General features: G+C 65.2%; 27 protein-coding genes. 12 read left to right on the forward strand and 15 right to left on the reverse strand.

Annotation, left to right across the window (positions count from 1 at the left end; genetic code table 11):
- Positions 1–23 precede the first annotated feature (23 nt).
- The 11 genes from ftsA to ftsW all read right to left on the reverse strand — a co-directional run bounded on the left by ftsA (position 24) and on the right by ftsW (position 9,927).
- Positions 24–1,358: a cell division protein FtsA gene (gene ftsA / locus U3648_RS05160; protein ID WP_129683406.1), complete on the reverse strand. Its 1,335-nt coding sequence runs from the start codon at positions 1,356–1,358 to the stop codon at positions 24–26.
- A complete protein-coding gene (locus U3648_RS05165; RefSeq protein ID WP_420858178.1) occupies positions 1,358–2,239 on the reverse strand; it encodes a cell division protein FtsQ/DivIB in 882 nt (293 codons plus the stop codon). Before U3648_RS05165 ends, ftsA begins: the two co-directional genes overlap by 1 nt.
- A complete protein-coding gene (locus tag U3648_RS05170; RefSeq protein ID WP_420858179.1) occupies positions 2,227–3,105 on the reverse strand; it encodes a D-alanine--D-alanine ligase in 879 nt (292 codons plus the stop codon). The genes U3648_RS05165 and U3648_RS05170 overlap by 13 nt, the downstream gene beginning before the upstream one ends.
- 145 nt (positions 3,106–3,250) lie before the next feature.
- Positions 3,251–4,186, reverse strand: coding sequence for a UDP-N-acetylmuramate dehydrogenase (gene murB / locus U3648_RS05175; RefSeq protein ID WP_420858180.1), 936 nt, complete (start codon positions 4,184–4,186; stop codon positions 3,251–3,253).
- Between the two features lie 63 nt (positions 4,187–4,249).
- On the reverse strand, positions 4,250–4,498 hold the full coding sequence (locus tag U3648_RS05180) for a DUF2484 family protein (RefSeq protein WP_420858181.1): 249 nt from the start codon (positions 4,496–4,498) through the stop codon (positions 4,250–4,252).
- Positions 4,495–4,761 carry a DUF2484 family protein gene (locus tag U3648_RS05185; RefSeq protein WP_420858182.1) on the reverse strand — a complete coding sequence of 89 codons (267 nt, stop codon included), beginning with the start codon at positions 4,759–4,761 and terminating at the stop codon, positions 4,495–4,497. The genes U3648_RS05180 and U3648_RS05185 overlap by 4 nt, the downstream gene beginning before the upstream one ends.
- Entirely contained in the window at positions 4,758–5,954 is a 1,197-nt protein-coding gene (locus tag U3648_RS05190; RefSeq protein ID WP_420858183.1) for an APC family permease, read from the reverse strand. The genes U3648_RS05185 and U3648_RS05190 overlap by 4 nt, the downstream gene beginning before the upstream one ends.
- A gap of 25 nt (positions 5,955–5,979) precedes the next feature.
- Positions 5,980–6,207 carry a hypothetical protein gene (locus U3648_RS05195; RefSeq protein WP_420858184.1) on the reverse strand — a complete coding sequence of 76 codons (228 nt, stop codon included), beginning with the start codon at positions 6,205–6,207 and terminating at the stop codon, positions 5,980–5,982.
- Complete coding sequence (gene murC, locus U3648_RS05200; protein WP_420858185.1) at positions 6,204–7,616, reverse strand: UDP-N-acetylmuramate--L-alanine ligase; 1,413 nt, start codon at positions 7,614–7,616, stop codon at positions 6,204–6,206. The genes U3648_RS05195 and murC overlap by 4 nt, the downstream gene beginning before the upstream one ends.
- A gap of 1 nt (position 7,617) precedes the next feature.
- On the reverse strand, positions 7,618–8,718 hold the full coding sequence (locus U3648_RS05205) for a UDP-N-acetylglucosamine--N-acetylmuramyl-(pentapeptide) pyrophosphoryl-undecaprenol N-acetylglucosamine transferase (protein WP_420858186.1): 1,101 nt from the start codon (positions 8,716–8,718) through the stop codon (positions 7,618–7,620).
- Between the two features lie 45 nt (positions 8,719–8,763).
- The gene (gene ftsW, locus U3648_RS05210) at positions 8,764–9,927 is read right to left on the reverse strand and encodes a putative lipid II flippase FtsW (RefSeq protein WP_420858187.1); all 1,164 of its coding nucleotides are present in this window, start codon (positions 9,925–9,927) and stop codon (positions 8,764–8,766) included.
- 180 nt (positions 9,928–10,107) lie between these two features.
- On the opposite strand from ftsW, the gene U3648_RS05215 reads away from it, so the two are divergent.
- The 5 genes from U3648_RS05215 (at position 10,108) to U3648_RS05235 (ending at position 15,943) form a co-directional block, all read left to right on the forward strand.
- The gene (locus U3648_RS05215; protein ID WP_420858188.1) at positions 10,108–11,289 is read left to right on the forward strand and encodes a BaiN/RdsA family NAD(P)/FAD-dependent oxidoreductase; all 1,182 of its coding nucleotides are present in this window, start codon (positions 10,108–10,110) and stop codon (positions 11,287–11,289) included.
- A gap of 13 nt (positions 11,290–11,302) precedes the next feature.
- Entirely contained in the window at positions 11,303–11,827 is a 525-nt protein-coding gene (locus tag U3648_RS05220; protein WP_420858189.1) for a DUF1697 domain-containing protein, read from the forward strand.
- Positions 11,828–11,983: 156 nt separating this feature from the next.
- On the forward strand, positions 11,984–13,402 hold the full coding sequence (gene cysS, locus U3648_RS05225; RefSeq protein ID WP_420858190.1) for a cysteine--tRNA ligase: 1,419 nt from the start codon (positions 11,984–11,986) through the stop codon (positions 13,400–13,402).
- 163 nt (positions 13,403–13,565) lie between these two features.
- The gene (gene cimA / locus U3648_RS05230; protein ID WP_420858191.1) at positions 13,566–15,188 is read left to right on the forward strand and encodes a citramalate synthase; all 1,623 of its coding nucleotides are present in this window, start codon (positions 13,566–13,568) and stop codon (positions 15,186–15,188) included.
- Positions 15,185–15,943, forward strand: coding sequence for a squalene/phytoene synthase family protein (locus U3648_RS05235; RefSeq protein WP_420858192.1), 759 nt, complete (start codon positions 15,185–15,187; stop codon positions 15,941–15,943). The genes cimA and U3648_RS05235 overlap by 4 nt, the downstream gene beginning before the upstream one ends.
- 214 nt (positions 15,944–16,157) lie before the next feature.
- Here U3648_RS05235 and U3648_RS05240 read toward each other — a convergent pair whose 3' ends face one another.
- Entirely contained in the window at positions 16,158–17,399 is a 1,242-nt protein-coding gene (locus tag U3648_RS05240) for an MFS transporter (protein ID WP_420858193.1), read from the reverse strand.
- A 100-nt stretch (positions 17,400–17,499) separates the two neighbouring features.
- On the opposite strand from U3648_RS05240, the gene U3648_RS05245 reads away from it, so the two are divergent.
- The 6 genes from U3648_RS05245 (at position 17,500) to U3648_RS05270 (ending at position 21,644) form a co-directional block, all read left to right on the forward strand.
- Positions 17,500–18,132 carry a DNA-3-methyladenine glycosylase family protein gene (locus U3648_RS05245; protein ID WP_420858194.1) on the forward strand — a complete coding sequence of 211 codons (633 nt, stop codon included), beginning with the start codon at positions 17,500–17,502 and terminating at the stop codon, positions 18,130–18,132.
- The gene (locus U3648_RS05250; protein WP_420858195.1) at positions 18,129–18,794 is read left to right on the forward strand and encodes an alpha/beta hydrolase; all 666 of its coding nucleotides are present in this window, start codon (positions 18,129–18,131) and stop codon (positions 18,792–18,794) included. Before U3648_RS05245 ends, U3648_RS05250 begins: the two co-directional genes overlap by 4 nt.
- Positions 18,795–18,856: 62 nt before the next feature.
- Entirely contained in the window at positions 18,857–20,002 is a 1,146-nt protein-coding gene (locus U3648_RS05255; RefSeq protein WP_420858196.1) for a M24 family metallopeptidase, read from the forward strand.
- Entirely contained in the window at positions 19,996–20,352 is a 357-nt protein-coding gene (locus tag U3648_RS05260; RefSeq protein ID WP_420858197.1) for a hypothetical protein, read from the forward strand. The genes U3648_RS05255 and U3648_RS05260 overlap by 7 nt, the downstream gene beginning before the upstream one ends.
- Positions 20,352–20,957: a DedA family protein gene (locus U3648_RS05265; protein ID WP_420858198.1), complete on the forward strand. Its 606-nt coding sequence runs from the start codon at positions 20,352–20,354 to the stop codon at positions 20,955–20,957. Before U3648_RS05260 ends, U3648_RS05265 begins: the two co-directional genes overlap by 1 nt.
- Before the next feature lie 3 nt (positions 20,958–20,960).
- Positions 20,961–21,644, forward strand: coding sequence for a M48 family metallopeptidase (locus U3648_RS05270; RefSeq protein WP_420858199.1), 684 nt, complete (start codon positions 20,961–20,963; stop codon positions 21,642–21,644).
- A gap of 79 nt (positions 21,645–21,723) precedes the next feature.
- Here the strand turns inward: U3648_RS05270 and U3648_RS05275 are convergent, their stop codons facing one another.
- Genes U3648_RS05275 through U3648_RS05285 form a run of 3 tightly spaced genes read right to left on the reverse strand, consistent with a single transcriptional unit; the run spans position 21,724 to position 24,169 of the window.
- Positions 21,724–22,278, reverse strand: coding sequence for an RSP_2648 family PIN domain-containing protein (locus U3648_RS05275; protein WP_420858200.1), 555 nt, complete (start codon positions 22,276–22,278; stop codon positions 21,724–21,726).
- The gene (locus tag U3648_RS05280) at positions 22,275–23,471 is read right to left on the reverse strand and encodes an RSP_2647 family RNA methyltransferase (protein WP_420858201.1); all 1,197 of its coding nucleotides are present in this window, start codon (positions 23,469–23,471) and stop codon (positions 22,275–22,277) included. The genes U3648_RS05275 and U3648_RS05280 overlap by 4 nt, the downstream gene beginning before the upstream one ends.
- Before the next feature lie 26 nt (positions 23,472–23,497).
- Entirely contained in the window at positions 23,498–24,169 is a 672-nt protein-coding gene (locus U3648_RS05285) for a DUF6778 family protein (RefSeq protein ID WP_420858202.1), read from the reverse strand.
- Between the two features lie 248 nt (positions 24,170–24,417).
- On the opposite strand from U3648_RS05285, the gene edd reads away from it, so the two are divergent.
- A complete protein-coding gene (gene edd / locus U3648_RS05290) occupies positions 24,418–26,220 on the forward strand; it encodes a phosphogluconate dehydratase (RefSeq protein ID WP_420858203.1) in 1,803 nt (600 codons plus the stop codon).
- The last annotated feature ends 8 nt before the right edge of the window (positions 26,221–26,228 follow it).

Consider the following 26,228-nt stretch of genomic DNA (forward strand, 5'->3'; position numbering starts at 1 on the left):
GGCAATCGGCAAGATGTTGCGTATTACCAGTTGTCCTTAAACCAACGAACGGCGCGCCGAAGCGACCGGGCCGGGTAGTTTTCGGTCGGAATCTCGAAATCCCACCACTCATCCTGCGGGTGTGCGGCAAAGAGCGTCAGGCCAACGGCGGCGGCAAATGCCGGGCCGGTCGCGGCCTGCGGAAGCCCCTGGACACGCAGCGGGCGGCCAAGGCGGACGCGCTGGCCAAGGATGCGGCTGGCCAATCCGTCAAGGCCGGGGATCTGACTGGCCCCGCCGGTCAGCACGATCTGTTGGCTGGGCAGGTATTCGAACCCGGCGGCATCCAGACGGGCGCGCACCTCCTCCAGGATCTCTTCGACCCGAGGGCGCATGATCCCGATCAACTCGGCCCGGCTGACGGTGCGGCGGTCGCGTTCCCAGTCGCCGGTATCGCCACCGATCTCGATCATCTCGCGGTCGTCCATGCCGGTGGCCACGACGCCGCCGTAGAAGGTCTTGATCCGTTCGGCGGTCGCCAGTGGCACCTGAAGGCCCATGGAAATATCGCTGGTCACGTGATCGCCGCCCATGCGGACGCTGTCAGCATAGATCATGTGCTTCTTGATGAAGATTGACAGGGACGTCGCACCGCCGCCCATGTCGATACACGCCGCGCCAAGTTCCTGTTCGTCCTCGACCAGCGATGAAATGCCCGACACATAGGCCGAACTGGCAAGCCCGGCGAGTTCGAGATCGCAGCGTTTGATGCAATAGAGCAGGTTCTGGATAACCGTCGCGTCAACCGACAGCAGATGCAGGTCGGTCGCCAACTGGTTGCCGATCTGTCCGCGCGGATCGCCAAGACCCGACCGGTGATCCAACGCAAAGTTGATCGGCTGGGCATGCAGCACCTCGCGCCCGGCCCCGATATCCGGCACGTCACAGGCGGCCAGAACCCGGCCAATATCGGCGTCGGTGACAACCGTGCCTTCAACCGAGACCTCGCCCTCAAGCCCGTAGGACCGGGGCCGCGCGCCCGAGAAACAGGCAATGACATGGTCCACCTTCACATTGGCCATCTTCTGGGCTGCGTGAACGGCGGTGCGGATCGCCCGTTCCGTTTCCTGCATCGCGTCCACTTCGCCAAAGCGAACCCCGCGCGACCGCGTGGTCGCCGCGCCAATCACCCGGAACGACGATTGCCCGGCCATCGACCCGACCCCGTCGCTGTCGCGGAACCTTTCCGGCCCGTCGAAGCGCAGCACAAGGCAGGCGATCTTGGATGTCCCCACATCCAGAATCGCGACTACGCCACGTTGCATTGCCGCCTTGCGCATGTTCCGCATAGCCCGTTGGGTTTCGTATAGCTGCCTCATCAGTTTCCTGCCCCCGATACCGAAGCATTAAGCCGCCGCATTTCGACGGTTGCCTGTTCCCCCAGCCTTATGGTCGGCCGGTCCTCGTTACGCATGTCCACGACCAGAACGTCGCGATCCAGCAAATCCTGTGTCTGGGCCATCAGCACGACCCGTTCGAACGCCTGCAACGGGCGGTCTGCGGGCAGCAGGACCCGCTGATCCCGGTCCAGAACCACGTCCCAGCGCCGTTCGCCCATCCGCACCAGCCCGCGTACACGGGGGGCCACGGGGCCCGCGGCGTCGATCAGGGCCAGCGCCTCGGTCACGTTCTGCCGCGCGCCATCGCCCGCGATCAGCGGAAGATCGGCCCGGTCCGCCCGCTGGGCCAGCGGCCCGATGATCGCGCCGCCCGCGTCGATCAGGTCCAACCCGTCGTTGCGCCGCCAGACGGCGACCGGCACGCGCGGGGTCACATCGACCTGAAGAATGCCGCCGGGTTTGACGCGCAGGGTGGCTCGTTCCACCGCGCCCACGGCTTCGACCGTGTCGCGCATCACTTCCAGGTCCAGCTCAAAAGACGACAGCGGAAAATCGACCGGCAGGACCGTGCGGATTTCCAGTTCCAGCGCTTCGCTCGCCCCGTCGATGGCCATCGCGTTGACCATGAATTCGGGCCGGGTTTCGATTGAGGTCCGGATGTCCTGATAAGTGGTCGCGACCAGGTCCCGGTTTTCAGCCTTGCTAAACCACGCAGCCGAAATCACGGCCAGCACCGCCAACGGCACGCCGATCCGCAACGACCGACGAACGCCGGGTGTCAGCATCAGCCGCTGATAGCGGTAGCCCCAGCGGGACGGCGCCGGGTCGCGGCGCGGGGTCTGCTGGCCTAGCGATCGCATGAGGCATCCTCTACCAGCCAGGCGCAGAGCGTCGGAAAGTCGATGCCGCAGTGGGCCGCCTGTTCGGGGGCAAGCGAGGTCGGCGTCATCCCCGGTTGAGTGTTGGTCTCCAGCAGGATCAGCCCGTCCAGCCCGAGCGTATCGTCCCAGCGGAAATCGGTCCGCGACAACCCGCGCAGGCCCAGCGCCTGATGCGCCCGCAAGGCATAGTCCATGCAGGCATCGAAAATCTCGGTCGGGACATCGGCGGGCACCACGTGGCGCGATCCGCCGTCGGCGTATTTGGCGTAATAGTCATACCAGCCATCGGTGATGATATCGGTCACTGTCAGCGTCCGGTCGCCCATCACAGATGCGGTCAGCTCGCGCCCCGGCGCATAGGTTTCGACCATCAGACTGGCGGGCAGATCGGGGGCAAGCGTCGGCGGGCCATTGGCGGCCTCGCGCACGATATAGACCCCGACGGACGATCCTTCGGCATTGGGCTTGACCACATAGGGCGGGGCCATGACATGGGCGGCTTCGATCTGGTCGCGGGTGGACAGGATGCTGTCGACAACGGGCAGACCGGCGGCGCGGTAGACCTCTTTCGACTTTTGCTTGTCCATCGCAAGAGCAGAGGCGAGCACGCCGGAATGGGTATAGGGAATGCGCAGCCATTCAAGAATGCCCTGAACGCAGCCATCTTCGCCCCAGCGCCCATGCAGCGCGTTGAACACCACATCGGGCCGGTCGGCGCGCAGCCGTTCGGCAAGGTCGGGGCCCGCGTCAATCTCGGTCACGTCGAAACCGGCTGCCCGCAGCGCGGTCGCACATTCCCGTCCCGAGCTGAGGGAAACCTCGCGCTCGGCCGATGGGCCGCCCATCAAAACTGCAACCTTGCGGGGCCTGCTGCCCGACATGCCTACTGCCTCACCACGCGAACCGTTTTTCGGTCCGTCATTGAAAATTGCCGCATTATCGCGCGGCGGATCATTCGATCTTGTAAGACGGGGAAATTGGCCCCGCCTGTTAGTCTGCCTCTGGAGCCGGTTCGCCGACCCTCATGATTTCCCATTCTAGCGTGATACCGCTTGAATCGTAAACCTTTTTCCGCACGTCTTCGCCCAATCCCTCCAGATCGGCCGCCGTCGCGCCGCCCGCATTGGTCAGGAAGTTGGAATGCTTGGTGTTCATCACCGCCCCGCCCCGCGTGGCGCCCCGCATCCCGGCGTCGTCAATCACCTTCCACGCTTTCAGTTCGTGGGTGTCATCCGCCTTGCCGGTGCTGGAAAACCCGGCCGGGTTGCGAAAGGTGGACCCGGCGGTACGGTCTTTCGTCGGCTGGGTCGCATCGCGCTTGGCCAGCTGGTCGTCCATTCGCGCGGCCAGTTCCGCGGGGTCGCCCTCCGGTGCGTCAAAGACCGCGCCAATGACCACCGCCCCATCGGGCAGGTCCGATTGCCGGTAGCGCAAGTTCAGGGCCTCGGCGGCAAGGGTCAGGCGCTGGCCTTGCCGAGTGATCACATCCACCTCGCGCAGCACATCCGCGACATAGTCGCCATAACAGCCCGCATTCATCCGGACCGCGCCGCCGATGGACCCCGGGATGGTGCGCAGGAAGGTCAGGTTCAGCCCCGCCTCTGCCGCCTTTCGGGCGACATGGGCGTCCAGCGCCGCTGCCCCGGCCCGCACGGTGGCGCCGTCAATATCGATCCCGTTGAAGCCCCGGCCCAGCCGGATCACCACGCCGCGAATACCGCCATCGCGCACGATCAGGTTGGACCCGACCCCCATCGGGAAAACCGGCACCGCCGGGTCAAGCGCGGCAAGGAAATCGGCCAGATCATCCGCATCGGCAGGCTGAAACAGCACATCCGCAGGCCCGCCCACCCGCATCCACGTCAGGCTGGCAAGGTCGCGGTCGCGGGTCAGGCTGCCGCGCACGGGCGGAAGATCGAAGGTCACGGGGTGGGCCTGCTACTCGTCATGGTTTCGGGCGGAATAGCGGTTCGCCCCCCGGCAAGCAAGCTAGCGCGCGACCTTCCGCCGAACCCAGCGGCCCAGATAGATCACCGGCCAGCGCAGCACGCTTGCCCCGGCGGCCAGAACAACCAGCCCGATGAACGGCCCGTTTTCATAGGTGACCCAGCCCAGGATCGGCACACCCACCGCGATCAGCACATAGGCCCTGCTCCAGTGGTTGTCGCGGCTGGGAACCAGTGCGGCGACATTGGCAAGGATGAACCAGAGGAAGGCGGCGATCAGGGAATAGGTCATCTGCGAAGCTCTGGCGGTAGTTGCGGATTGCGGCCCCGAACCCGGGCCCAGAGGTAACGAAGCGGGTTTCGGAACATGGAAACGAAACCTGCCGCCCCCAATGCCCCGATCCAAAGCCCATGGTCAACCGATAACCAGACCAAAATGACAGGCGCTAACAGCAGCAGGGTCAATCCGGGCCACATTTGCCGCCGCAGCGGCAAAAGCGCGGTGATCGTGCCAAGGATGACCCAAGCCGCGGCGGCGAACAGGGAATAGCTCATGCCAGCACCCCCCACAGCCACAGGATCAGCGCGCCCAACGCCATCAGCAGCCCTGCCACTGGCACCCATGCCCCCACCCGGAACCGTGCGGCCGGCGTGCGCCGCTTGATCAGGATCAGCGACAGGTTGACGAGGACAAAGACCGACAAGAGGACAAGCGAGGTGATACCGGCCAGCTGCCCCACCGGCAGGACAAGCGCCGCGCCGATCACGCCACCGCCGATCTGTATCGTGGCAAGATGCGGCGTTCCGAACCGCGCGCCAACGCCCGAGAAGACCCGCAGGCTGCCGTGCCTGCGACCCAGCCCGTACAAGACTCGCGCCGCCATGACGATTTGCGCCAATACTCCGTTCACGGCCGCTGCGACCGCGATGGCCGACAGGAAGGCGGCGGGGTTGCCGGTTCCGACCTGCCAGACAAGCGCCAGCGGCTGTTGACTGGACGAAAGCGCCTCGATCGGCACTGCCCGAACGGCGGCGTAGGATACCGCCGCGTAGAGGACAGCGGTGATTGCCAGCGCCCAAAGGATCGCGCGCGGCATGGTGCGGTCGGGGTCGCGGGTTTCTTCGGCCAGATTCACGATATCCTCGAACCCGATGAAGGCGAAGAAACACAGGGTGACGGCAGCGAAGATACCGGGCCAATAGGGCGCGGGGGCCGCCGCCCAATCGACCGAGACGGGGTCGGCCCCCAGCCCCGCCCAGATGACAAGAGCCAGCCCCAGCACCTCGGCCAGGGTAAAGACGGCCGCGACTGCAAGGCTTTCCAGCACGCCGACGATGGCGACCGTTGCGATCAGGACGCCCCCGGCGATGATCGCCATTTCGGGCGAGATCCCGACGATCGACGTCAGATACCCAGCCCCGCCCCGCAAGACCGCCGCCGCTGAAAGGGTGCCGGACAGCACGATGGCCAGCCCAACGATCAGTCCCAGCCAGCGCAGCCCTGTTCCCGCCTCGACAAAGGCGACCTCGCCCGCGGCTTCGGGCATCCGGACCGAAAGTTCGGCATAGGACAGGGCGGACGGCAGCGCGACGAGCCCTGCCAGAAGGAAGGCGACCGGCGCATAGATGCCCGACAGGCCCGCGACCTCGCCCACAAGGACATAGATGCCCGCGCCCACCATCACGCCCACGCCATAGGCTGTCAGCAGCCCGGGGCCGATCCGGCGTTTCAGGGTGGCGTCTGGCATGGCTGTCCCTTTCGTTGTGCCTGTCCTAGAACGATATCCGGGTGACGATCCGTCGAAGTGGCCGCATCATCGCCAGCCCCCCGCCCAAAGAGCCGAGACCCAGCATCGCCTCGCCCGGATGGGCTTGGAAATGCAATAACATCAGCCCTGCGAAGGCGATTGCGAAGAAGATAAGCCCGCGCCGGATGTGTCGGGCTATGGACATGGCCGAGATCAGAACGACGACCGCGGAGATGATCCAGACCCAGTTCATTTTTCCAGACGGGCGGGCAGGTTGTTGGCCCAGGCGCTGATCGTCCCGGCCCCAAGGCAGACCACCATGTCGCCCGGACGGGCCTGTTCGCGGACCAGTCGTTCCAGATCGTCCTCGGACAGGATTGCGCGGGCATGCCGGTGTCCGTGGCGGACCAGCCCCGACACCAGATCGTCACGCGACGCGCCGGGGATCGGGTCTTCGCCCGCGGCATAGACTTCGGCGATGCCGACCACATCGGCCTCGTTAAAACAGGCGCAGAAATCTTCGAACAGCGACGACAGGCGGGAATAGCGGTGTGGCTGGTGCACGGCGATGACCCGCGCGGCGCTGTCGACGCCCACGGCCTGCCGCGCGGCCTTCAGTACGGCGGCGATTTCAACCGGGTGGTGGCCGTAGTCGTCGATGATGGTCACGCCGCCCACCTCGCCCACGCGGGTAAAGCGGCGGTTGACCCCGCCGAAACTAGCCAACGCCGCGCGGATTTCATCCTTCTTCATCCCAAGGTGCCGGGCCACGGCCACCGCCGACAGGGCGTTCGATACGTTGTGGTCGCCGGGCATCGGCAGGGTGCAGCCCTCGATCACCGCGTCTTCGGCCTGGAGGGCGATGTCGAAATGGGCGATCCCCTTTTGATAAGTCAGGTTCACCGCCCGCACGTCTGCCTGCGCATTGAACCCATAGGTGACGACGCGACGGTCGGTGATCTTGCCGACCAGCGATTGCACTTCGGGGTGGTCCGTGCAGCAGACGGCCAACCCGTAGAACGGGATGTTCGACACGAAGTCGTAGAAGCCTTTGCGCAGGTTATCGAGGCTGCCCCAATGCTCCATATGTTCGGGGTCGATGTTGGTCACGATGGCGATGGTCGCCGGAAGGCGGTTGAAGGTGCCGTCGCTTTCGTCGGCTTCGACCACCATCCATTCGCCTTCGCCCACGCGGGCGTTCGACCCGTAGGCATGGATGATCCCGCCGTTGATCACGGTCGGGTCGAAATTCCCGGCGTCCAGCAGGGCCGAGACCATCGTCGTGGTCGTGGTCTTTCCGTGGGTTCCGGCCACGGCTACATTGGATTTCAGGCGCATCAGCTCGGCCAGCATCTCGGCCCGGCGGACGACGGGAAGGCCCCTGCGGCGGGCCTCGTCCAATTCGGGGTTGCCCGGTTTGATCGCGGATGAGATCACGACGACCTCGGCCCCTTCAAGGTTCTCGGCCCGCTGACCTTCGAAAATCAGCGCGCCCATCTTTTCCAGCCGGTCGGTGATCTTGGACCGTTTCAGGTCCGACCCCTGCACCACGTATCCGTGGTTCAGCAGAACCTCGGCGATGCCGGACATGCCGATCCCGCCGATGCCCACGAAATGGATCGGACCCACGTCAAGCGGAAGTTTGGTGGCGGCGGCGTTCATATCAGGCGTCTTTCGTCTGTCCGGCCAGCCCTTCGACAAGGGCAACCAGCCGGTCGGTTGCATCGGGAATGCCGCAGGACAGGGCGGCAGCGGCCATCTGGTTGGCCGCGGCGGGCTGACCAAGGATCAGCGCGATCTGCGCCGAAAGGCTGACCGCGTCAAGGCGGCTTTCGGGGATCAGGATTGCCGCGCCCGCGTCTGTCAACTGCCGGGCGTTGGCGGTCTGGTGATCGGCGGTGGCAGCGGCGAAGGGGATCAGGATCGACGGGCGTCCGATGACCGAGATATCGGCGACCGAGGAGGCCCCTGCCCGGCTGATGACCAGCTGCGCCTCGGCCATGCGTTCGGGCACGTCGGTGAAGAAGCTTTGCACGTCCGCGCGAATGCCCGCCTCGGCATAGGCGGCGGTCACGCGGTCCATATCCTCGGGCCGGGCCTGATGGCTGACCCGCAGTTGGCTGCGAATACTGTCGGGAAGGGACGTGATGGCGGCGGGCACCGCATCGGACAGGATCCGCGCGCCCTGACTGCCGCCCATGACCAACATCGACATGGGGTAATCGCCGGGTGCGATATATCCCGCGCCCGCGCGGGCCATGATCGCACTGCGCACCGGATTGCCTGTGTGGACCCCATCGACCCCATCGGGCAGGGCCGTGGGCCAAGTGCCGCAGGCGACCTGATCGACCCGTTTCGCGAAAACCTGATTGACGCGCCCTAGAACCCCGTTCTGTTCGTGGATCATCCGGGGTGTCCGGGTGATCCATGCCGCCGCCACCGCCGGGATCGACGGGTAACCGCCAAAGCCCACGACGACCGCAGGCCGGTCCCGCAGGGTGCGGAAGGTCGCGCCAAGTATACCCCCAAGGATGCGAAACGGGGCCAGCGCCTTTGCCGCGACCCCGCCACGCGCAAAGGTTGCGCTGGCGACCTGGGTGATCTCGACCCCCGCCGGGAACCCGCCGGTATAGCGCCCGCCGCGCGCGTCCGTGGACAGGCGCACCCGCCACCCCTTGGCCAGCATCGCCTCGGCCAGAGCCTGCGCCGGGAACATGTGCCCGCCGGTGCCGCCCGCCGCGATAACCAGTAAAGGGGCCGCCATGTGTGATCCTTTCAGATATCGCCCCGGCCGGTCCGGCCGGAAACCCTAGTGCCTGCGCGCCAGCAGATCGCCCATCTGGCCCTGCGGCCGCGTCCGGGTAAAGGCCAGAAGCATCCCGACCGCAACCCCGCCCGCGATAATCGACGATCCGCCATAGCTGACGAAGGGCAGGGTCATCCCCTTGGCTGGCAAAAGCCGCACCGCGACGCCCATGTTGATCATCGCCTGAACGCCAAAGGCACAGGCCAACCCGGTGCCCGCCAGCCGGATAAAGGGATCACGTTCCTTCATCAGCCGCAGAAGCGACCGGAAGACGATCACGGTATAAAGCGCGATAATCGCGATGACGCAGATCAGCCCGTATTCCTCGGCCGCGACCGCGATGATGAAATCCGTATGCGCATCGGGCAGCGACCATTTTACCTGCCCCTCGCCGACGCCGACACCGAAAAACCCACCTTCGCGGATGGCGTTGGTGGCATAGCCGATCTGGGTGGTCGGGTCGATCTCCGGATTCAGGAACCCGTCGATCCGGCGGGCGAAATGTTCCGAGTTGGAATAGGCAAAGCTGCCCGCAAGGATAACAAGCCCCGCAATCCCAAACAGCAGCAGCATCGGTGCCCCGGCCACGAAATACATCACGCCCCAGGCAAACAGCACCAGCGCCGCCTGGCCAAAGTCCGGTTGCAGCGCAAGGATCGTCACGATGATGACCGTGATCGCGAATGAATAGGCCTTGCCCGGCGGGCCGCCCAATTCAAAGCTGGCCGCCATGAACCATGCGGCGACCACAACAAAGACGGGTTTCAGGAACTCGGACGGCTGGAAGCTGGCAAAGCCCAAAGAATACCAGCGCACCGCGCCCTTGCCGAAATCGGTTCCGAAGGCGGGCAACAGGGCGAGCGCCGCAAAGGCCGCGATGAACCCAAGGACGGCAAGCCGACGCACCATCAGCGGCGACATCATCGAGGTGATCATCATCACAAGGATCGCCGCGCCGCCGAACACCGCCTGACGGGTCACGTAATAGAACGGCTCTAGCCCGTTGCGGGCCGCCAGCGGTGGAGAGGACGCCAGCCCCAGCAGCAATCCGATCCCGAACAGCGCAAGGACGCAGGACATCGTCCATTTGTCGATCGTCCGCCACCAGCGTGGAAGAATGGGTTCGCCCGCCTGCACGGGGATCGTGCCATGAACCATTTCCGTCATGGGAATACCGCCTTGGGTGTCTCTGCCTCTGCCTGCCCGGGTTTTCCCCGGATCTGGCGCAAGGGTAACGGCAAGTGATTCGGATTTCCAGCGAAATGAATGGACAGGCGATTCCCCGCGAATCGTTTTTCGGCATCGCCACCCCTTGCCAGCCTCTCGCCGCCGTGGTCTTGGACAGGGATGAAGGTGAAGACGCTGATCCTTGGGGCCGGGGCCGCCGGCCTTTTCTGCGCCGCCCATGCCGGGCCGGGGGCGGTGGTCGTCGATCATGCGAAACGCCCCGGCGACAAGATCCGCATCTCGGGTGGCGGGCGCTGCAATTTCACCAATCTTGACGTGACGGCCGCGAATTTCATCTCGGACAACCCGCATTTCGCCAAATCCGCGCTGGCCCGATACACCCAATGGGATTTCATTGACCTCGTGTCGACCGCCGGGATCGCCTGGCATGAAAAGACGCTGGGACAGCTGTTCTGCGATGGCAAATCGCAGGCGATCATCGACCTGCTTTTGTCCATGGTGAACCGTGCAGGCGCCGACCTTTGGCTCGAAACGGGCATCGAGAGGGTGGAGCGCGCCGATACGGGGTTTCGCGCCACTCTGACCCGCGGGCGCGACAGTGTGGTGGTCGAGGCCACGAACCTTGTCGTGGCCACGGGCGGCAAATCCATCCCCAAGATGGGGGCGACCGGGCTGGCCTATCAGATCGCCCGCGACTATGGCGTGCCGGTCACGGACACGCGGCCCGCGCTGGTGCCTTATACATTTTCCGACGGGCGGTTTGCCGGGATCTCGGGTATCGCCCTGCCGGTGACCGCCCGCGCCGACCGTGGCCCCGCCTTCCCCGAGGCGATGCTGTGCACCCATCGCGGGCTGTCCGGCCCCGCGATGCTGCAAACCTCGTCCTACTGGCGCGAGGGCGAGGCGGTGACCATCGACCTTAGCCCCGGCACCGATATTGCCTCCGCGCTGAAGGCCCGCAAGGCCGCCGCCGGGGGAAAGCCGGTCGGGACCATCCTTGCCGATCACCTGCCCGCCCGCTTTGCCGATCTTCTGGCGGGGGAACTAGGGCTGACCGGCAATCTTGCCGATTGGTCCGACGCAAGGATCGACGATCTGGCCGCCCGGCTGCACGGCTGGCAGGTGGTGCCGACCGGGACCGAAGGCTACCGCACGGCCGAGGTGACGCTGGGAGGCGTGTCGACCGCGGCGCTGTCGTCCAAAACCATGGAGGCGACGGGCATTCCCGGCCTCCACTTCATCGGCGAATGCGTGGATGTGACAGGCTGGCTGGGCGGGTATAACTTTCAATGGGCGTGGTCGTCGGCCCATGCGGCGGGCACCGCCATCGCGCAATCCTGACGGGGGCGAACACATGACAGCATTCGTGGCACTTCTGCGCGGGGTCAACGTGGGCGGCGGCAACAAGGTGCCCATGGCCGATCTGCGCGACCTTTGCGCGGGACTCGGCTGGACCGGGGTGCGGACCTATATCGCCTCCGGCAATCTGGTTTTCGCGGCCAAAGGCGATCCCGCCACGCTGGCCGAAGACCTGCGGCGCGCGATGGTGGCGCGGATGGGGGTCGATGTGCCGATCATGGTCCTGCCGGGCGCGGCGCTGCACCAGGTGCTGGACGATTGCCCGATTGCGCCTGCGGCGGGGAACCAGTTGCATGGGGCCTTTCTGTGGGCCGACCCGCACTTCGACGACGCGCTCTATGCCCAACTTCGCACGCCGACCGAGGAGATCCGCCTGCAAGGCCGCGTCGCCTGGGTCCATACGCCCGACGGGTTCGGCCGGTCGAAACTGGCGGAAAAGCTGCCCAAGGTTCTGGGCGTCGATTTCACCGCCCGAAACCTCAACACCATCCGCAAGCTTGTCGAAATGCTGGACGGGTAGCCGCCCCGGTGCTATGACCCATCTCATGAAGAGCACCTGCATCATCATTTGCTGCATTATTCCCTGCTGACACCAGTCACGCGGGCCGCTCTTTCACGTTTCACTTCTGACGGTAAGTTGCTAAGCCCGCGGGCGAAAACCGCGCGTGAGTGAGACATGACGACGATCAAACTGCACAACACCCAGACCCGCAAGAAAGAGGTCTTTGCCCCGATCGACCCGGACAATGTGCGGATGTATGTCTGCGGGCCGACCGTCTATGACCGGGCGCATCTAGGCAACGCGCGGCCCGTTCTGGTGTTCGACGTGTTGTTCCGGCTGCTGCGGCATGTCTATGGCGCGGATCACGTGACCTATGTGCGCAACTTCACGGATGTGGACGACAAGATCAACGACACCGCCCGCAAGCGCAAAGAGGCCGGGGCCAAGGGCACGCTGGAAGAGCTGATCGCCGAACGGACCGAGGAAACCATCAGCTGGTATCACGCCGACATGGATGAACTAGGTGCGCTGCGGCCAGCAATCAAAGGTCTTCAAACCGAAGAGGCTGAGCCCCGCGCGACCGATTGGATCGGGGCGATGATCGCGATGATCGAAGATCTGATCGCCAAGGGCCACGCCTATGCCGCCGAAGGCCATGTGCTGTTCGCGGTGGACAGCTATGCCAACTACGGTGCGCTGTCGGGCCGGTCGGTCGACGACATGATCGCGGGCGCGCGGGTCGAGGTTGCGCCCTACAAGCGCAACCCGATGGATTTCGTCCTCTGGAAACCGTCGGACGCCGAAACCCCCGGCTGGGACAGCCCCTGGGGCCGTGGGCGGCCGGGGTGGCACATCGAATGCTCGGCCATGTCGTTCGAATTGCTTGGGGCGTCCTTCGACATCCACGGCGGCGGCAACGACCTGCAATTCCCGCACCACGAAAACGAGATCGCCCAGTCGAAATGCGCCCACCCCGAAGGCGATTTCGCGAATGTCTGGATGCACAACGAGATGCTTCAGGTCGAAGGCAAGAAGATGTCCAAGTCCCTGGGCAATTTCTTTACCGTGCGCGACCTGCTGGATCAGGGGGTGCCGGGCGAAGTGATCCGCTTTGTGATGCTGGGCACGCATTATCGCAAGCCGATGGATTGGACCGAGAAGAAGCGGGACGAGGCGGAGAAGACGCTTCGGAAGTGGCTAGCATTGGCGGCAAAGAAGCCAATTGGGCAAGTTTCGAAATCAGTTATTGAAGCCTTGGCCGACGATTTGAATACAGCGGGTGCCCTAACCGCATTGCACGAGGTCTACAAGCGCGGCGATGGGGAGACTATGGCAGCGTCCTTGCAGTTCTTGGGACTTCGGCTTGGAAATATGGCCTACTGGGTTGGGGACGATACAAGTGATTTGTCACGGTTTTCAGAACGGCTATCGAACTTGCGCGATACCGCCAAAGCGACAAAGGACTTTTCGGAGCTGGATGCGTTCAAAGCGGCATTGACTGCTTTTGGTGTCGAAGTGCGCATGTCCAAGGAGGGTGTCGAACTCTTTCCCGGCCCCGATTTCGACCCCACCAAATTGGAGGGCCTCCTATGACCCGCCTCCCGACACAGGACTGCCCGCGGCCGCGGGTGGGGGTTAAGCCCCCGCCCGGGGGGGCGGTCGGGGGCTGTCCGGCCCGCTGCGCGACCCGGACGACAGGGATTGAGCGGATGGGCATGGGTCTTGGGAACAAGACGCGGGCCAAAGGAGCAGGGAAATGACCAAGGATCGGCTGTATATCTACGACACCACCCTGCGCGACGGGCAGCAGACGCAGGGCGTGCAATTCTCGACCGCCGAAAAGACCCGCATCGCGCAGGCGCTGGACGGGTTAGGCGTCGATTACATCGAAGGCGGCTGGCCCGGGGCGAACCCCACCGACAGCGACTTTTTCGCCGATGCCCCCAAGACCCGCGCGACCATGACCGCCTTTGGCATGACCAAGCGCGCGGGCCGATCAGCGGCCAATGACGAGGTGTTGTCGGCTGTGATGAATGCCGGCACCCCGGCGGTCTGCCTTGTGGGCAAGACCCATGATTTCCACGTGACCGCCGCCCTTGGCATCACGCTGGAGGAAAACATCGACAACATCCGCGCCTCTGTCGCCCATCTGGTGGCCGAGGGGCGCGAGGCGCTGTTTGACGCCGAACATTTCTTCGACGGGTACAAGGCCAACCCCGACTATGCGCTGGACTGTCTGCGGGCGGCGCTGGACGCGGGCGCCCGCTGGATCGTTCTGTGCGACACCAATGGCGGCGCCCTGCCCACCGAGGTCGGCCGGATCGTAGGTGCGGTGATCGCGGCGGGCATCCCCGGCGACAGACTGGGCATCCACACCCATGACGACACCGGCAATGCGGTCGCCAATTCGCTGGCCGCGATCGAGGCGGGTGCGCGGCAGGTGCAGGGCACGCTGAACGGGCTGGGCGAACGCTGCGGCAACGCCAACCTGACCAGCCTGATCCCGACGCTTCTGCTGAAGGAGCCCTTTGCCAGCACACTGGACACCGGGATCAGTACCGATGCGCTGATGGACCTGCGCCGGGTCAGCCTGATGCTGGATGACATCCTGAACCGGGTGCCGGTGAAGCAGGCCCCCTATGTCGGGGCCTCGGCCTTTGCGCATAAGGCCGGGCTTCACGCCAGCGCGATCCTGAAGGACCCGACCACCTATGAACACGTCGACCCGGCCTTGGTCGGCAACACGCGGATCATCCCCATGTCCAATCAGGCCGGACAGTCGAACCTGCGCAAGCGCCTATCAGACGCCGGGTTGACCGTGGACAAGGACGAAGCCGCCCTGCCCCGCATCCTTGACGCGATCAAGATGAAAGAGGCGCAGGGCTACAGCTATGACACCGCGCAGGCGTCGTTCGAACTGCTCGCACGAGAGGAACTGGCGCTTCTGCCGCATTTCTTCGAGGTGGAACGCTACCGTGTGATTTCCGAACGCCGCCGCAACGCCAAGGGCAAGCTGGTGGTGGAGTCCGAGGCTGTCGTCACCGTCCAGATCGACGGGGAAACCCGGACCAGTTTCTTCAAGAATGAACATGCCAGCGACCTGTCGGACGACGGGCCGGTGAACGCCCTGTGGCAGGCCCTCAAATCCGACCTTGGCCGGTATCAGGAACAGATCGACGATATGCGCCTCGTGGACTTCAAGGTGCGCATCACAAATGGCGGGACCGAGGCGGTGACGCGCGTCATCATTGATTTTCAAGACGGCGCTGGCCGCCGCTGGGCCACGGTGGGCGTCAGCGCGAATATCGTCGACGCGGCCTTTGATGCGCTTCTGGACGGGATCAACTGGAAGCTGGTGCAGGGCGGGGCTGTGGCGTGACCCTGAACGCCTGCGCCGCGCTGGTCGAACGAGGCGACCCGGACCGGTTTCTTGCCGCGATGGCGGCACCGCCTGCCGCGCGGCGGGTGCTGTTCCCGCTTTATGCCTTCAACCTCGAGGTCGCCCGCGCGCCCTGGGTGACAGAAGAACCGATGATCGCCGAAATGCGCCTGCAATGGTGGCGTGACGCGCTGGAAGAAATCCGCGACGGGAAAAAGCCCCGGGCGCATGAAGTCGTGGGGCCATTGGCCGAGGTCCTGACCCCGGAAACCGCGGGCGTCCTGGATCGGCTTATCGTCGCCCGGCGCTGGGACATCTATAAAGACGCCTTCGAAGATCAGGCGCATTTCGATGAATACCTTGAAAATACTGGCGGGGTGCTGATGTGGGTGGCTGCGCGCTGCCTTGGGGCGCATGTCACGGCGGCCCCTGCGGTCATCGCATTGGGCAAGGCGACCGCGCTGGTGCGGTTCCTTCAGGCCGTCCCCAATCTGGAGGCCCGCAAACGCATCCCGCTGGTCGATGGCCGCCCGGCGGCGATTGCGGCCATGGCGCGAGGGGCGTTGGACGATGCCTTTGCCCGCAATATCCGCCACCATGCGGGTATCCCCAAACCGGCCCGCGCGGCCCTGATCGAAGGCTGGCAAACCCGACCGCTCCTGCAACAGCTCATCCGCCAGCCGGCACGCGTGGCCGAAGGGGCCGTGGGCCTGAGCCCGTTTTCAAAGAAACTTCGATTGCTCTTCGCATCGTGACCGTTTCGGGGGCGGTGGGTTGAAACCCACCTTACGTTTGAGGGGCTCTGCCCCTCTGGCCCGTTCCGGGCCATTCACCCCGGGATATTTATTGACCCAAAGAAGGGGGCTGGACCGGGCGTCCATTCTTCTTTGGGTTGGAAATATCCTCGGGGGGTCCGGGGGGCGAAGCGCCCCCGGGTAAGGTGGGTCTTGACCCACCACCCCGGAATGGTCATGCGACCGACTTCGGTTTCATCACCAGCCAGATCAGTGCCCCGCCCGCCAGTGCAAGGAATGGCGCCATGGCAAGGTTTACCGCCGTCCAGCCTTCGATCGGGCTGCCACCGGAACAGTTCATCAGCCCACCCGAGGCCATCGAGGCCACGGTGACCCCGCCGAAAACGAAAAGATCATTGAACCCCTGGATCACACCACGTTCGTGCGGGGCATGGGATTTGGTCAGCAGGGTCGTCGCCCCGATGAAGCCAAAGTTCCAGCCGATCCCGAGAAGGACCAGCGCGATAAAGAAGTTCTCAAGCGTCACTCCGGTCAGCGCTACTGCCCCGGCCCCAGCAAGGATCACAAGGCCCAGCGCCATGATCCGGGTGGTGCCGTAGCGCGCGATCAGGTGACCGGTAAAGAACGACGGGATGTACATCGCCAGCACGTGGGCAGTGACGACATCCGCCGCATCGCCGGTATCGAACCCACAGCCGACCACCGCCAGCGGGGTCGAAGTCATAACAAGGTTCATCAGCGCATAGGACACCATGCCCACGACCATGGCCACCACGATATGGGGGTCGCGCAGCATCTGGCCACGGGTGCGGCTGGCGGGCGCGTCGGTCTGTATCGGCTGGCCCCGCGTGCCCTTGGGCAATTGCAGGCCGAAGAACAACAACGAGCCGAACAGGTTCAGCGCCACAACGGCAAGGTAGGACCCGAGGTAGAGGACGACAAAGCTTTCGGCCACCAGCTTGTTCAACTGCGGCCCGATGATGGCCGCGGCCAGCCCGCCGGCCATGACGTAGGAAATCGCCTTTGGTTTGTAGGCGTCCGAGGCCATATCCGTCGCGGCAAAGCGGTAGAACCCCTGCGCGGACATGTAGATGCCAATGAAATAGGACCCGATCAGCAGGGTGACGAACGATCCGGTGTAAAGGCCCAGCGCCGAGACCGCCGCGCCAAAGGCGGCCGCCAGCGCCCCAAGGACAAAGCCGAACCGCCGCCCCCGCGCCTGCATCAGCGGCGACAGCCAGGGCGCTGTCGTCATCGACCCAAAGACGATCAGCGAGATCGGCAAGGTCGCGAGGCAGGCAATCGCCGTGCCCTGCACCATCTGCTGCCCGGCAAGTCCGCCGATGGTGAAGATCATGGGCATCTGCGCGCCAAGGATGGCTTGCGCCAGAACCAGAACGATCACGTTGCGTTTCGCGATCCGGTCCGTGTCGGGGATTTGGGTCATGTCCGTCATGGCGAAATCGGTAGTCCCCGGCGCCGGGAATGGCAATGGACATATTCGCGCGGGCGCATGGGTGATTGCGCCGCCGCGCAGCCCATGCCACAGACGGTGCATGACGGTCGGACGGATCATCGAAACCGGGGCCTGCGTGGCCGAGGGCGCGGACTGGCTGGCCGCCCAAGTGCCGGAATTCGCCCGCATCCTGCCGCTGTGCACCCCCTTGCCCCTGCGTCGGTCGCCTGCGGGGTTTGGTGCGCTGTTGTCGGCCATCGTGGGCCAGCAGGTGTCCACCGCCTCGGCCGCTGCGATCTGGGGGCGGTTGGAAGCCGCGGGGCTGACGACCGAACCGGCCGTTCGCGCCACCACCGAGGAAGAGTTGCGCAGCTATGGCCTGTCCCGGCCCAAGGCCCGCTATGCCAAGGCGCTGGCCGGGGCCGATCTGGATTGGGAAAGTTTGGCGCATCTGCCCGACAATCAGGTCATCGCCACGCTGACCGCGATCACAGGGATCGGGCAGTGGACGGCCGAGATTTACGCCATGGTCGCGCTAGGCCGGGCCGATGTTTTTGCCGCGGGCGATCTGGCCTTGCAGGAATCTGCGCGGATCGTCTTTGATCTGCCCGACCGCCCATCCGAAAAGACGCTGCGCGGCATGGCCGCCGACTGGTCCCCTTGGGCGGCAGTTGCGGCCCGGCTTCTCTGGGCCTACTACAGGGTCGCGAAACAAAGGGAAGGCATTCGATGACACGGGCACTGACAGCGGGCCGCCGCGACCCCATTTCCGGAGAGATGCGCAGCGCGGTCATCTTCCTGCATGGCTATGGCGCCAATGGCGCGGACCTTCTCGGGTTGGCCGACCCCTTGGGCGAACATATGCCCGATACGCTGTTTCTGGCCCCCGACGCGCCCGAGGCCTGCGCCGGGGCGCCCTTCGGGTTCCAGTGGTTCCCGATCCCGTGGATTGATGGTTCGTCCGAGGAAGAGGCGGAGGCCGGATTGCGCCGCGCCGCCGAAGACCTGAACGCCTTTCTGGACGGGGTGATGGTCGATGAAGACCTGCTACCCGAACAGGTGATGCTGTTCGGTTTTTCCCAGGGCACGATGATGTCGCTGCATGTCGCCCCGCGCCGGGAAGACCCGGTGGCGGGCATCTGCGCTTTCTCGGGGCGGCTGTTGCAGCCGGAGCTTCTGGCGGATGAAGTCACCTGCCGCCCGCCGGTCCTGCTGGTCCATGGCGATCAGGACGATGTGGTGCCGGTTCAATCCCTGCCCGAAGCCGCAGAGGCCCTGCAGGGGGCGGGCTGGGAAGAGGTCTATGCCCACATCATGAAGGGCACGGCCCATGGGATCGCGCCGGACGGTCTGTCTGTCGCGCTGGCCTTCATGCGCGACCGGCTGGGATACTGAACACGGCAGGGCATGTCGCGGATGGGCTTGACCGGGCAGATCGCCCGGCCCCTCATGCGCCCATGACCTTGCATTTCACCCCGGCCGAATACGCCGCCCGCCAAGCCCGCGCCATCGAAGCCCTTCAGGCCGAAGGGCTGGACGCGATCCTGATGTTTGCCCCGGAAAGCCATTTCTGGATCAGCGGCTATGACACCTTCGGCTTTGCCATGTTCCAATGCATGGTGCTGACCGCGCGGGGCGATCTGCATCTGCTGACACGGATGCCGGACCTGCGGCAGGCGCGGCTGACCTCGACCCTGACAGACGACCAGATCCACATCTGGACCGAGGTCGAAGGCGCGAACCCCGCCGACGATCTGGCCCGGCTCTTGGCCGATCTTGGCGTGTCAGGGAACATCGGGTTCGAAAGCCAGACTGCGGGGCTGACCGACTACAACGGCCAGCGGCTGCGCGCGGTCCTTCCCGGCCTGATCGACACCTCCGGCCTGATCCGGGGACTGCGCCGCCACAAATCCCCGGCCGAGATCGACATGCACCGCCGCGCCGCCGCCCTGTCGGACGATGCGCTGGACGCCGCGCTGGAGATTACCCGCGCAGGCGCCTTCGAAGGGGACATTCTGGCCGCGATGCAGGGGGCCGTGTTCAAGGGCGGCGGCGATTATGCGGGGAACGAGTTCATCATCGGGTCCGGTCCCGGCGCGCTTTTGTGCCGTTACTATTCCGGACGGCGACATCTGGATCCGCAGGACCAGCTGACGCTGGAATGGTCCGGCACCTATGCCCGCTATCACGCGGCCATGATGCGGACCGTCGTGGTCGGAGAGGTCTCGGACGCGCATCGCCGGATGCACGCGGCCACGGTCGAGGCGATCGAGGCCTGCGAGGCGGCGATCCGGCCCGGCGCGCCCATGGGCGATGTGTTCGACGCCCATGCGCGGGTCTTCGATGCGCACGGGCTGCATCACGCCCGGCTTCAGGCCTGCGGCTATGGGATGGGGGCGGTCTATAACCCGATCTGGGTGGATTTCCCGATGTTCTACGAAGGCAACCCGCTGCCGATGCTGGAGGGGCAGGTGTTCTTCCTGCACATGATCCTGATGGACAGCGACAGCGGCGCGGCGATGACCCTTGGCCATTCGGTTCTGGTGGGGGATAAGGGTGTCGAACGGCTCTCGCGCCACGACCTTGGACTTCTGATGTGCTGACCCGCCTGCGCCACCTCTGGACCCACCACCGCCTGCTGACCCTGCTGTTTGCCGCGGCCCTTGCGGCCACCGCGTTTTTCGGGGTGCGGACCGTGCGGCAGGCGATCTACTGGGCGGACCCCGCGCATCAGAACCAACCGCTTGAGGCGTGGATGCCGCCCAATTATGTCGGCATGTCCTACAAGCTGCCGCCAGAGGTGTTGATCCCGATTTTGGGTTTGAACCCGGGGGGTCCGCGCGAAAGGGTCACTATGGGCGACATCGCGGCAGCGCAGGGGATCACCCTGACCGAGCTTCAGTCCCGGATCGAGGCCGCGGCAGAGGCGCACCGGGCCGCACGGGGCGACTGATGGAAACGGTCCTGTCGCTGATCACCACCTATGGGGTGGCCGCGCTTTTTCTTGGCACGTTTCTCAGCTGCCTTGCCCTGCCGGTGCCGTCCTCGCTGATGATGCTGGCGGGCGGGGCTTTTGCCGCGTCTGGGGACCTGGACCTTTACACCGTGGCCGGGGCGGCCTGGGTTGGGGCGGTTCTGGGCGATCAGGTGGGATACGGGATCGGGCGGATCGGCGGGCGGCACCTGACAGGCTGGATGGCGCGGCACCCGAAACGCGGGGCGATCCTGCAAAAGGCGCAGGACAAGACGCGCGAATGGGGCGGAATCGGTGTCTACCTGTCGCGCTGGCTGTTTTCACCGCTTGGACCTTATGTGAACCTTGCCGCCGGGATCGCCGGGATGCGCTGGCCACGATTCTTCGGCTGGGACATGGCCGGAGAGGCGACATGGGTCACCGTTTACGTGGGCCTTGGATACGCTTTCGCCAATCAGATCAGCGCCATCGCCGATATCGCCGGAAACCTGTCCGGGCTTCTGGCCGCCGGGGCTGTCACCATCGGCCTTGGCATTTGGCTGTGGCGGCGGTCTGGAAAGGCACCGAAGAACGCCCATATCTGATCCATGATCAAGTTTCTTCCGATCCTCCTGGCTGTTGTCTACGGCGTCGTGATGTATCGGTTCTCGGCCTGGCGGCTGCGGGCCGAACTGGACGCGCGGTCGACGGAACTCGTGGATCCGGTCCTGAAGCCGGTGATCGACCGTATGGCGCGGGCGCTGGACCTGCCCCGGATCAAGGTTCACATCTATGAAATCGACCCGGTCAACGGGCTGGCCGCGCCGGACGGGCGCATTTTCATCACCCGCGGGTTCTACGAGAAATTCCGCAAGGGCGAGGTAAGCGCCGAAGAGATGGCCAGCGTCATCGCCCATGAGCTGGGCCATACCGCGCTGGGCCACAGCCGCCGCCGGATGATCGATTTTTCAGGCCAGAACGCGCTGCGCACCGCGCTTGCCATGGTGCTGAACCGCGTTTTGCCGGGGCTGGGGCCGATGGTGGCGGGGTTCGTGATGTCGCTGGTGATGGCGCGGCTGTCCCAGTCGGATGAGTTCGAGGCCGACGCCTATGCCTCCGCCCTCATGACCAAGGCCGGTCTCGGGACTGCGCCGCAGAAATCCCTGTTCCGCAAGCTGGAGACCCTGACCGGTGCGCGCGGCGCGGCAATGCCCGCCTGGCTTTTGTCGCACCCCAAGACGGACAAGCGGATCGCCGCGATTGAAGCGAACGAGGCCAAGTGGGGCGTCTGACCGGGGGATGGTGGGTCAAGACCCACCTTACAATTCGGGGGCGCCGGGCCGAAAGAACGACGAAAAAGTAAGGTGGGTTTTAACCCACCATCCCCTGCCCGAGGGCCTTTCCAAACCGCGGCAGGCGGGCCTTTTTCATCAGCGCCCGGATCGTCCAGTCCTCGCCCGAAAGCCGCCTTGCCGTGGCCAGCACCCCTGCCCCGACCTGCCGCAGCACTGGTTCGTGATCCGGCCAGAGATGCATCAGAAACTCGTCCGGCGCCTGCCGGGTCAGCCCTTCCTCGGCCAGGGTCGCGCGGGGGAAGTCGGCGGCGTTCAGCGTAAGTATCATGTCGCAGCTGCCCGCCACGGCGGCGGCCAGCACGTGCACATCGTTTGGATCGGGCAACCAGAACCGCCGTTCCATCCCCTCGGGCACGCGAACGGATGCCTCGGGAAAGCGGGCGGTCAGGCTGGCGATCTCGCCCCGCGCGATCTCCTCGGCCCCGGGGCCAAGCTTGATCGTGGCCCGCGCCCATTCTTCAAGGATGCGGCCCGACCAGCGCGGTTGGTAAACCCCGGCGGCTGCCACCCCGATCAGCACCTCGCGCATCACCGTCGGATACAGCACGCAGGCGTCCAGCAGCACCCTCATAGCCGGAAGAACACGGCCTTGAGATAGCCGCTTTCGGCCAGTTGCGGCAAAAGCGGATGGTCCGGCCCGGCAAACCCGGTGTGGACGATGGTGCCGCGCCGCCCGGCCTTGCCAATGCCGCGGGCACTGGCGTTGCGGAACTTGGTCAGGTCGGCGGCGTGGGAACAGGAACACAGCCCCAGATAGCCGCCCTCGGCCACCAAGGGCGCGGCCAGTTTCGCCACCCGTTCATAGGCCCGCAGACCTGCCTCCAGCGCTTTCTTCGAAGGTGCGAATGCCGGCGGGTCGCAGATCACGACGTCAAAACTCTGCCCCTCGTCTGCCAACGCCATCAGCGTGTCAAAAGCATCGCCCTGCCGGGTCTGGAACCGGTCGGCCACGCCAGAGGCGGCAGCCCCCTGCGCGGCAAGGTCCAGTGCCGGGGCCGATCCATCGACCGCAAGGGCGCTGTCCGCACCATTGGCCAGCGCGGCAAGGGAGAACCCGCCGACGTGGCTGAACACATCCAGCACCCGCGCCCCGCGTGACAGGCTGGCGGCAAAGGCGTGATTGGGCCGCTGGTCGAAGAACAGGCCGGTTTTTTGCCCGCCCATCACGTCGGCCATATAGGTGGCCCCGTTCATCGGCACCGGGATTGGCGCGTCAGGCGCGGCGCCCAGCGCGACCCGGGTTTCCTCGGGCAGGCCTTCCAGCGCGCGGGCGCGTCCGGTGCCGTTCAGGATCACGGTCGTCACCCCGGCCACCCGCGCAAGCGCCGCGACCAGCAGGTCGACCCGCGCGTCGGCCCAGGCGGCGTTAGGCTGCACCACAGCCACATCCCCGAACCGGTCTATGATCACACCGGGCAGGCCATCGGCCTCGGCGTGGACCAGTCGGTAAAAGGGCGCGTCATAGATCCGGTCCCGGTGGGCCAGCGCCCGCGCGATGCGGGCGGCGAACCAGTCCTCGTCGATCACGGCCTGCGGATCGCGATCCAGCATCCGGGCGATGATCTTGCTTTCGGGCGTGATGGCGACCAGCCCCATGGGCTGCCGGTCCGCCGATTCCAGAACGGCAACGGACCCGGGCGCAAGGGCGCGGGTCCGGCGGTCGGTCACCAGTTCATTGGCGTAGACCCAAGGGAACCCGTGCCGGATGGCGCGGGCATCTGCCTTGGGCATGAGACGGATGGTTGGATAGGAGGGGTGCATCATGGCCCCCTCCTACTGGGTTTCCGGGACTAGCGGAAGACGCCTGTTTGCTGCACCGCCTGCGAGACGATCAGTTCGTCGTCGCCGGGCACCGGGACCGGCGCAACCTCGGCCGGGCCAGCACCAAGTTCACGGGCAAGGACGGTGGTCAGAAAGTCGGTCATCCGGACCTTTTCGGTCTGGCCTGCGTGTTCAAGTGCAAGCGCCGCTTCGCCACCCGGAGCGGGCAAGTTCGCTTCGACCAGACGCGGGCCTTCGATGATCGCGCCGGTTTCGGCGTGTTTCACGGTCAGGGTGAACACGACGTTATAAACGCCGCCGACCGAAAACCGGGTCCGTTCGGTCACGCCGTGGAACCGGTTCAGGACCACTTCGGCCACCACGGGCACATCGCCCTGCAGGGTTTCGGCATGACGGGCCGCCGCGGTTTCGAAAATCTGGGCCAGTTGCATATGCCGGTTGCCGACAGGGTCACCACGCCACACGATGTCGGCAAATGGATAGTATCCGTTCCGTTCCGACACTTTCAGGCTGGCGGGAACCATGGCGACCACATTGGTCACGGTATAGGACCGTTCGATCTGGGCCGGGGCGGCGATCAGGTCGTCCACAGGCTGATTTCGTGTTACAGTATCGACCGAGGTACAGCCGGCCACGCCAAGGCCAAGGGCTGCGAGTGCAACGATGCGCAGAAGTTTCATTTCTGTCCTCCGGGGCTTCTGCCCCAAGTTGTTGGCCCCCCGGCTGCGATCACTTCTCACCCCTGAACGGGGCAGGAATGTGGCCAACCCAGTCCAATTTGATGAAAAGGCAGGGAATGTGAGTCTTTTGGGCAACGATTTTGCCCCGTCCCTGCGGCGAAACTGACCGGCCCAAGACGAAATCACGGGTTGTTAGCGCTAACAAGACCTGCTAGACCCGGCCCGAATTGACCCGAAGGACCTATGAAATGCCGCTGAATGCCACCATCGCCGCCGTGACCGACAGGATCCGCGCCCGCAGTGAACGCACGCGGAAAACCTATCTCGACACCATGGCCTGCGCCGCTGCCGAAGGCCCGCGCCGGGCGCATCTGTCCTGTGGCAACCTTGCCCATGCCTATGCCGCGATGGGCGATGACAAAGGAACCCTGACCGCCGACAAGGCCCCGAATATCGGGATCATCACCGCCTATAACGACATGTTGTCGGCGCATCAGCCCTATGAACGATATCCTGACCTGATCCGCGCCGCCGCCCGGGCCGCAGGGGCGACCGCGCAGGTCGCGGGCGGGGTGCCCGCGATGTGCGATGGGGTCACGCAAGGACAAACGGGGATGGAGCTGTCGCTGTTTTCCCGCGACGTGATCGCGCTGTCCGCCGGGGTCGGGCTGTCGCACAATGTGTTTGACGCGGCCCTCTACCTTGGGGTCTGCGACAAGATCGTGCCGGGGCTGATCATCGCCGCCGCGACCTTCGGCTATATCCCCTCGGTCTTCCTGCCAGCCGGGCCGATGCCGTCGGGGCTGCCGAATGACGAAAAGGCCAAGATCCGCCAGAAGTTCGCGACCGGAGAGATCGGCCGCGATGAGCTGATGAAGGCCGAAATGGCCAGCTATCACGGGCCGGGCACCTGCACCTTCTATGGCACCGCGAACACCAACCAGATGCTGATGGAATTCATGGGGCTGCACCTGCCGGGATCGTCCTTCGTAAACCCCAACACGCCGCTGCGCGACGCGCTGACGGTGGCAGGCGCCGAACGGGCACTGGAGATCACCGCACTGGGCAACGATTTCCGCCCGGTCAGCGACATTCTGGATGAAAAGGCCTTCGTGAACGGGATTGTCGGGCTGATGGCGACCGGCGGCTCGACAAACCTTGTTCTGCACCTGCCCGCCATGGCCCGCGCCGCTGGTGTCATCCTTGATCTGGAAGATTTCCACGACCTGTCCGAGGTCACGCCGCTGATGGCAAAGGTCTATCCCAACGGGCTGGCCGACGTGAACCATTTCCACGCCGCTGGCGGCCTGGGCTACATGATCGGCGATCTGCTGAACGCCGGGCTGTTGCATCCCGACACCAAGACCGTGGTCGGCGACGGGCTGGAACATTACACCCAAGAGCCGCAGTTGAAGGACGGGCGCGTGACCTATGTGCCAGGCACAAAGGTCAGCCTGAACGACAAGATCCTGCGTCCCGCGTCGGACCCGTTCCATGCTCATGGCGGTCTGACCCAATTGTCGGGCAACCTTGGGCGCGGGGTCATCAAGACCTCTGCCGTGGCCGAGGAACGCCACATCGTCGAGGCAAAGGCCCGCGTATTCCACGATCAGGCCGACGTAAAGACCGCCTTCAAGAACGGCGAGTTTACCGAGGACACCATCGTGGTGGTCCGCTACCAGGGGCCGAAATCCAATGGGATGCCGGAACTGCATTCGCTGACGCCGACGCTTGCCGTGTTGCAAGACCGGGGTCTGAAGGTCGCGCTGGTAACCGACGGGCGGATGTCGGGCGCGTCCGGTAAGGTGCCCGCCGCGATCCATGTCTGCCCCGAGGCCGCCGATGGCGGGCCGCTGGCGCTGGTGCAGGATGGCGACATGATCCGGCTTGATGCCACCAAGGGCACGCTGGACGTGCTGGCCGACCTGACCGGGCGGACCCCGGCCCCCGCCGACCTGACCGGAAACGGCAACGGCGTCGGGCGCGAACTGTTTGAAACCTTCCGCCGGAACGTCGGGCTTGCCGCCGACGGCGCCTGCACGATCCTTTGACATTGGAG

Origin of the sequence: Marivivens marinus (assembly GCF_035969385.1) — a bacterium.
Classification (GTDB): domain Bacteria; phylum Pseudomonadota; class Alphaproteobacteria; order Rhodobacterales; family Rhodobacteraceae; genus SELP01.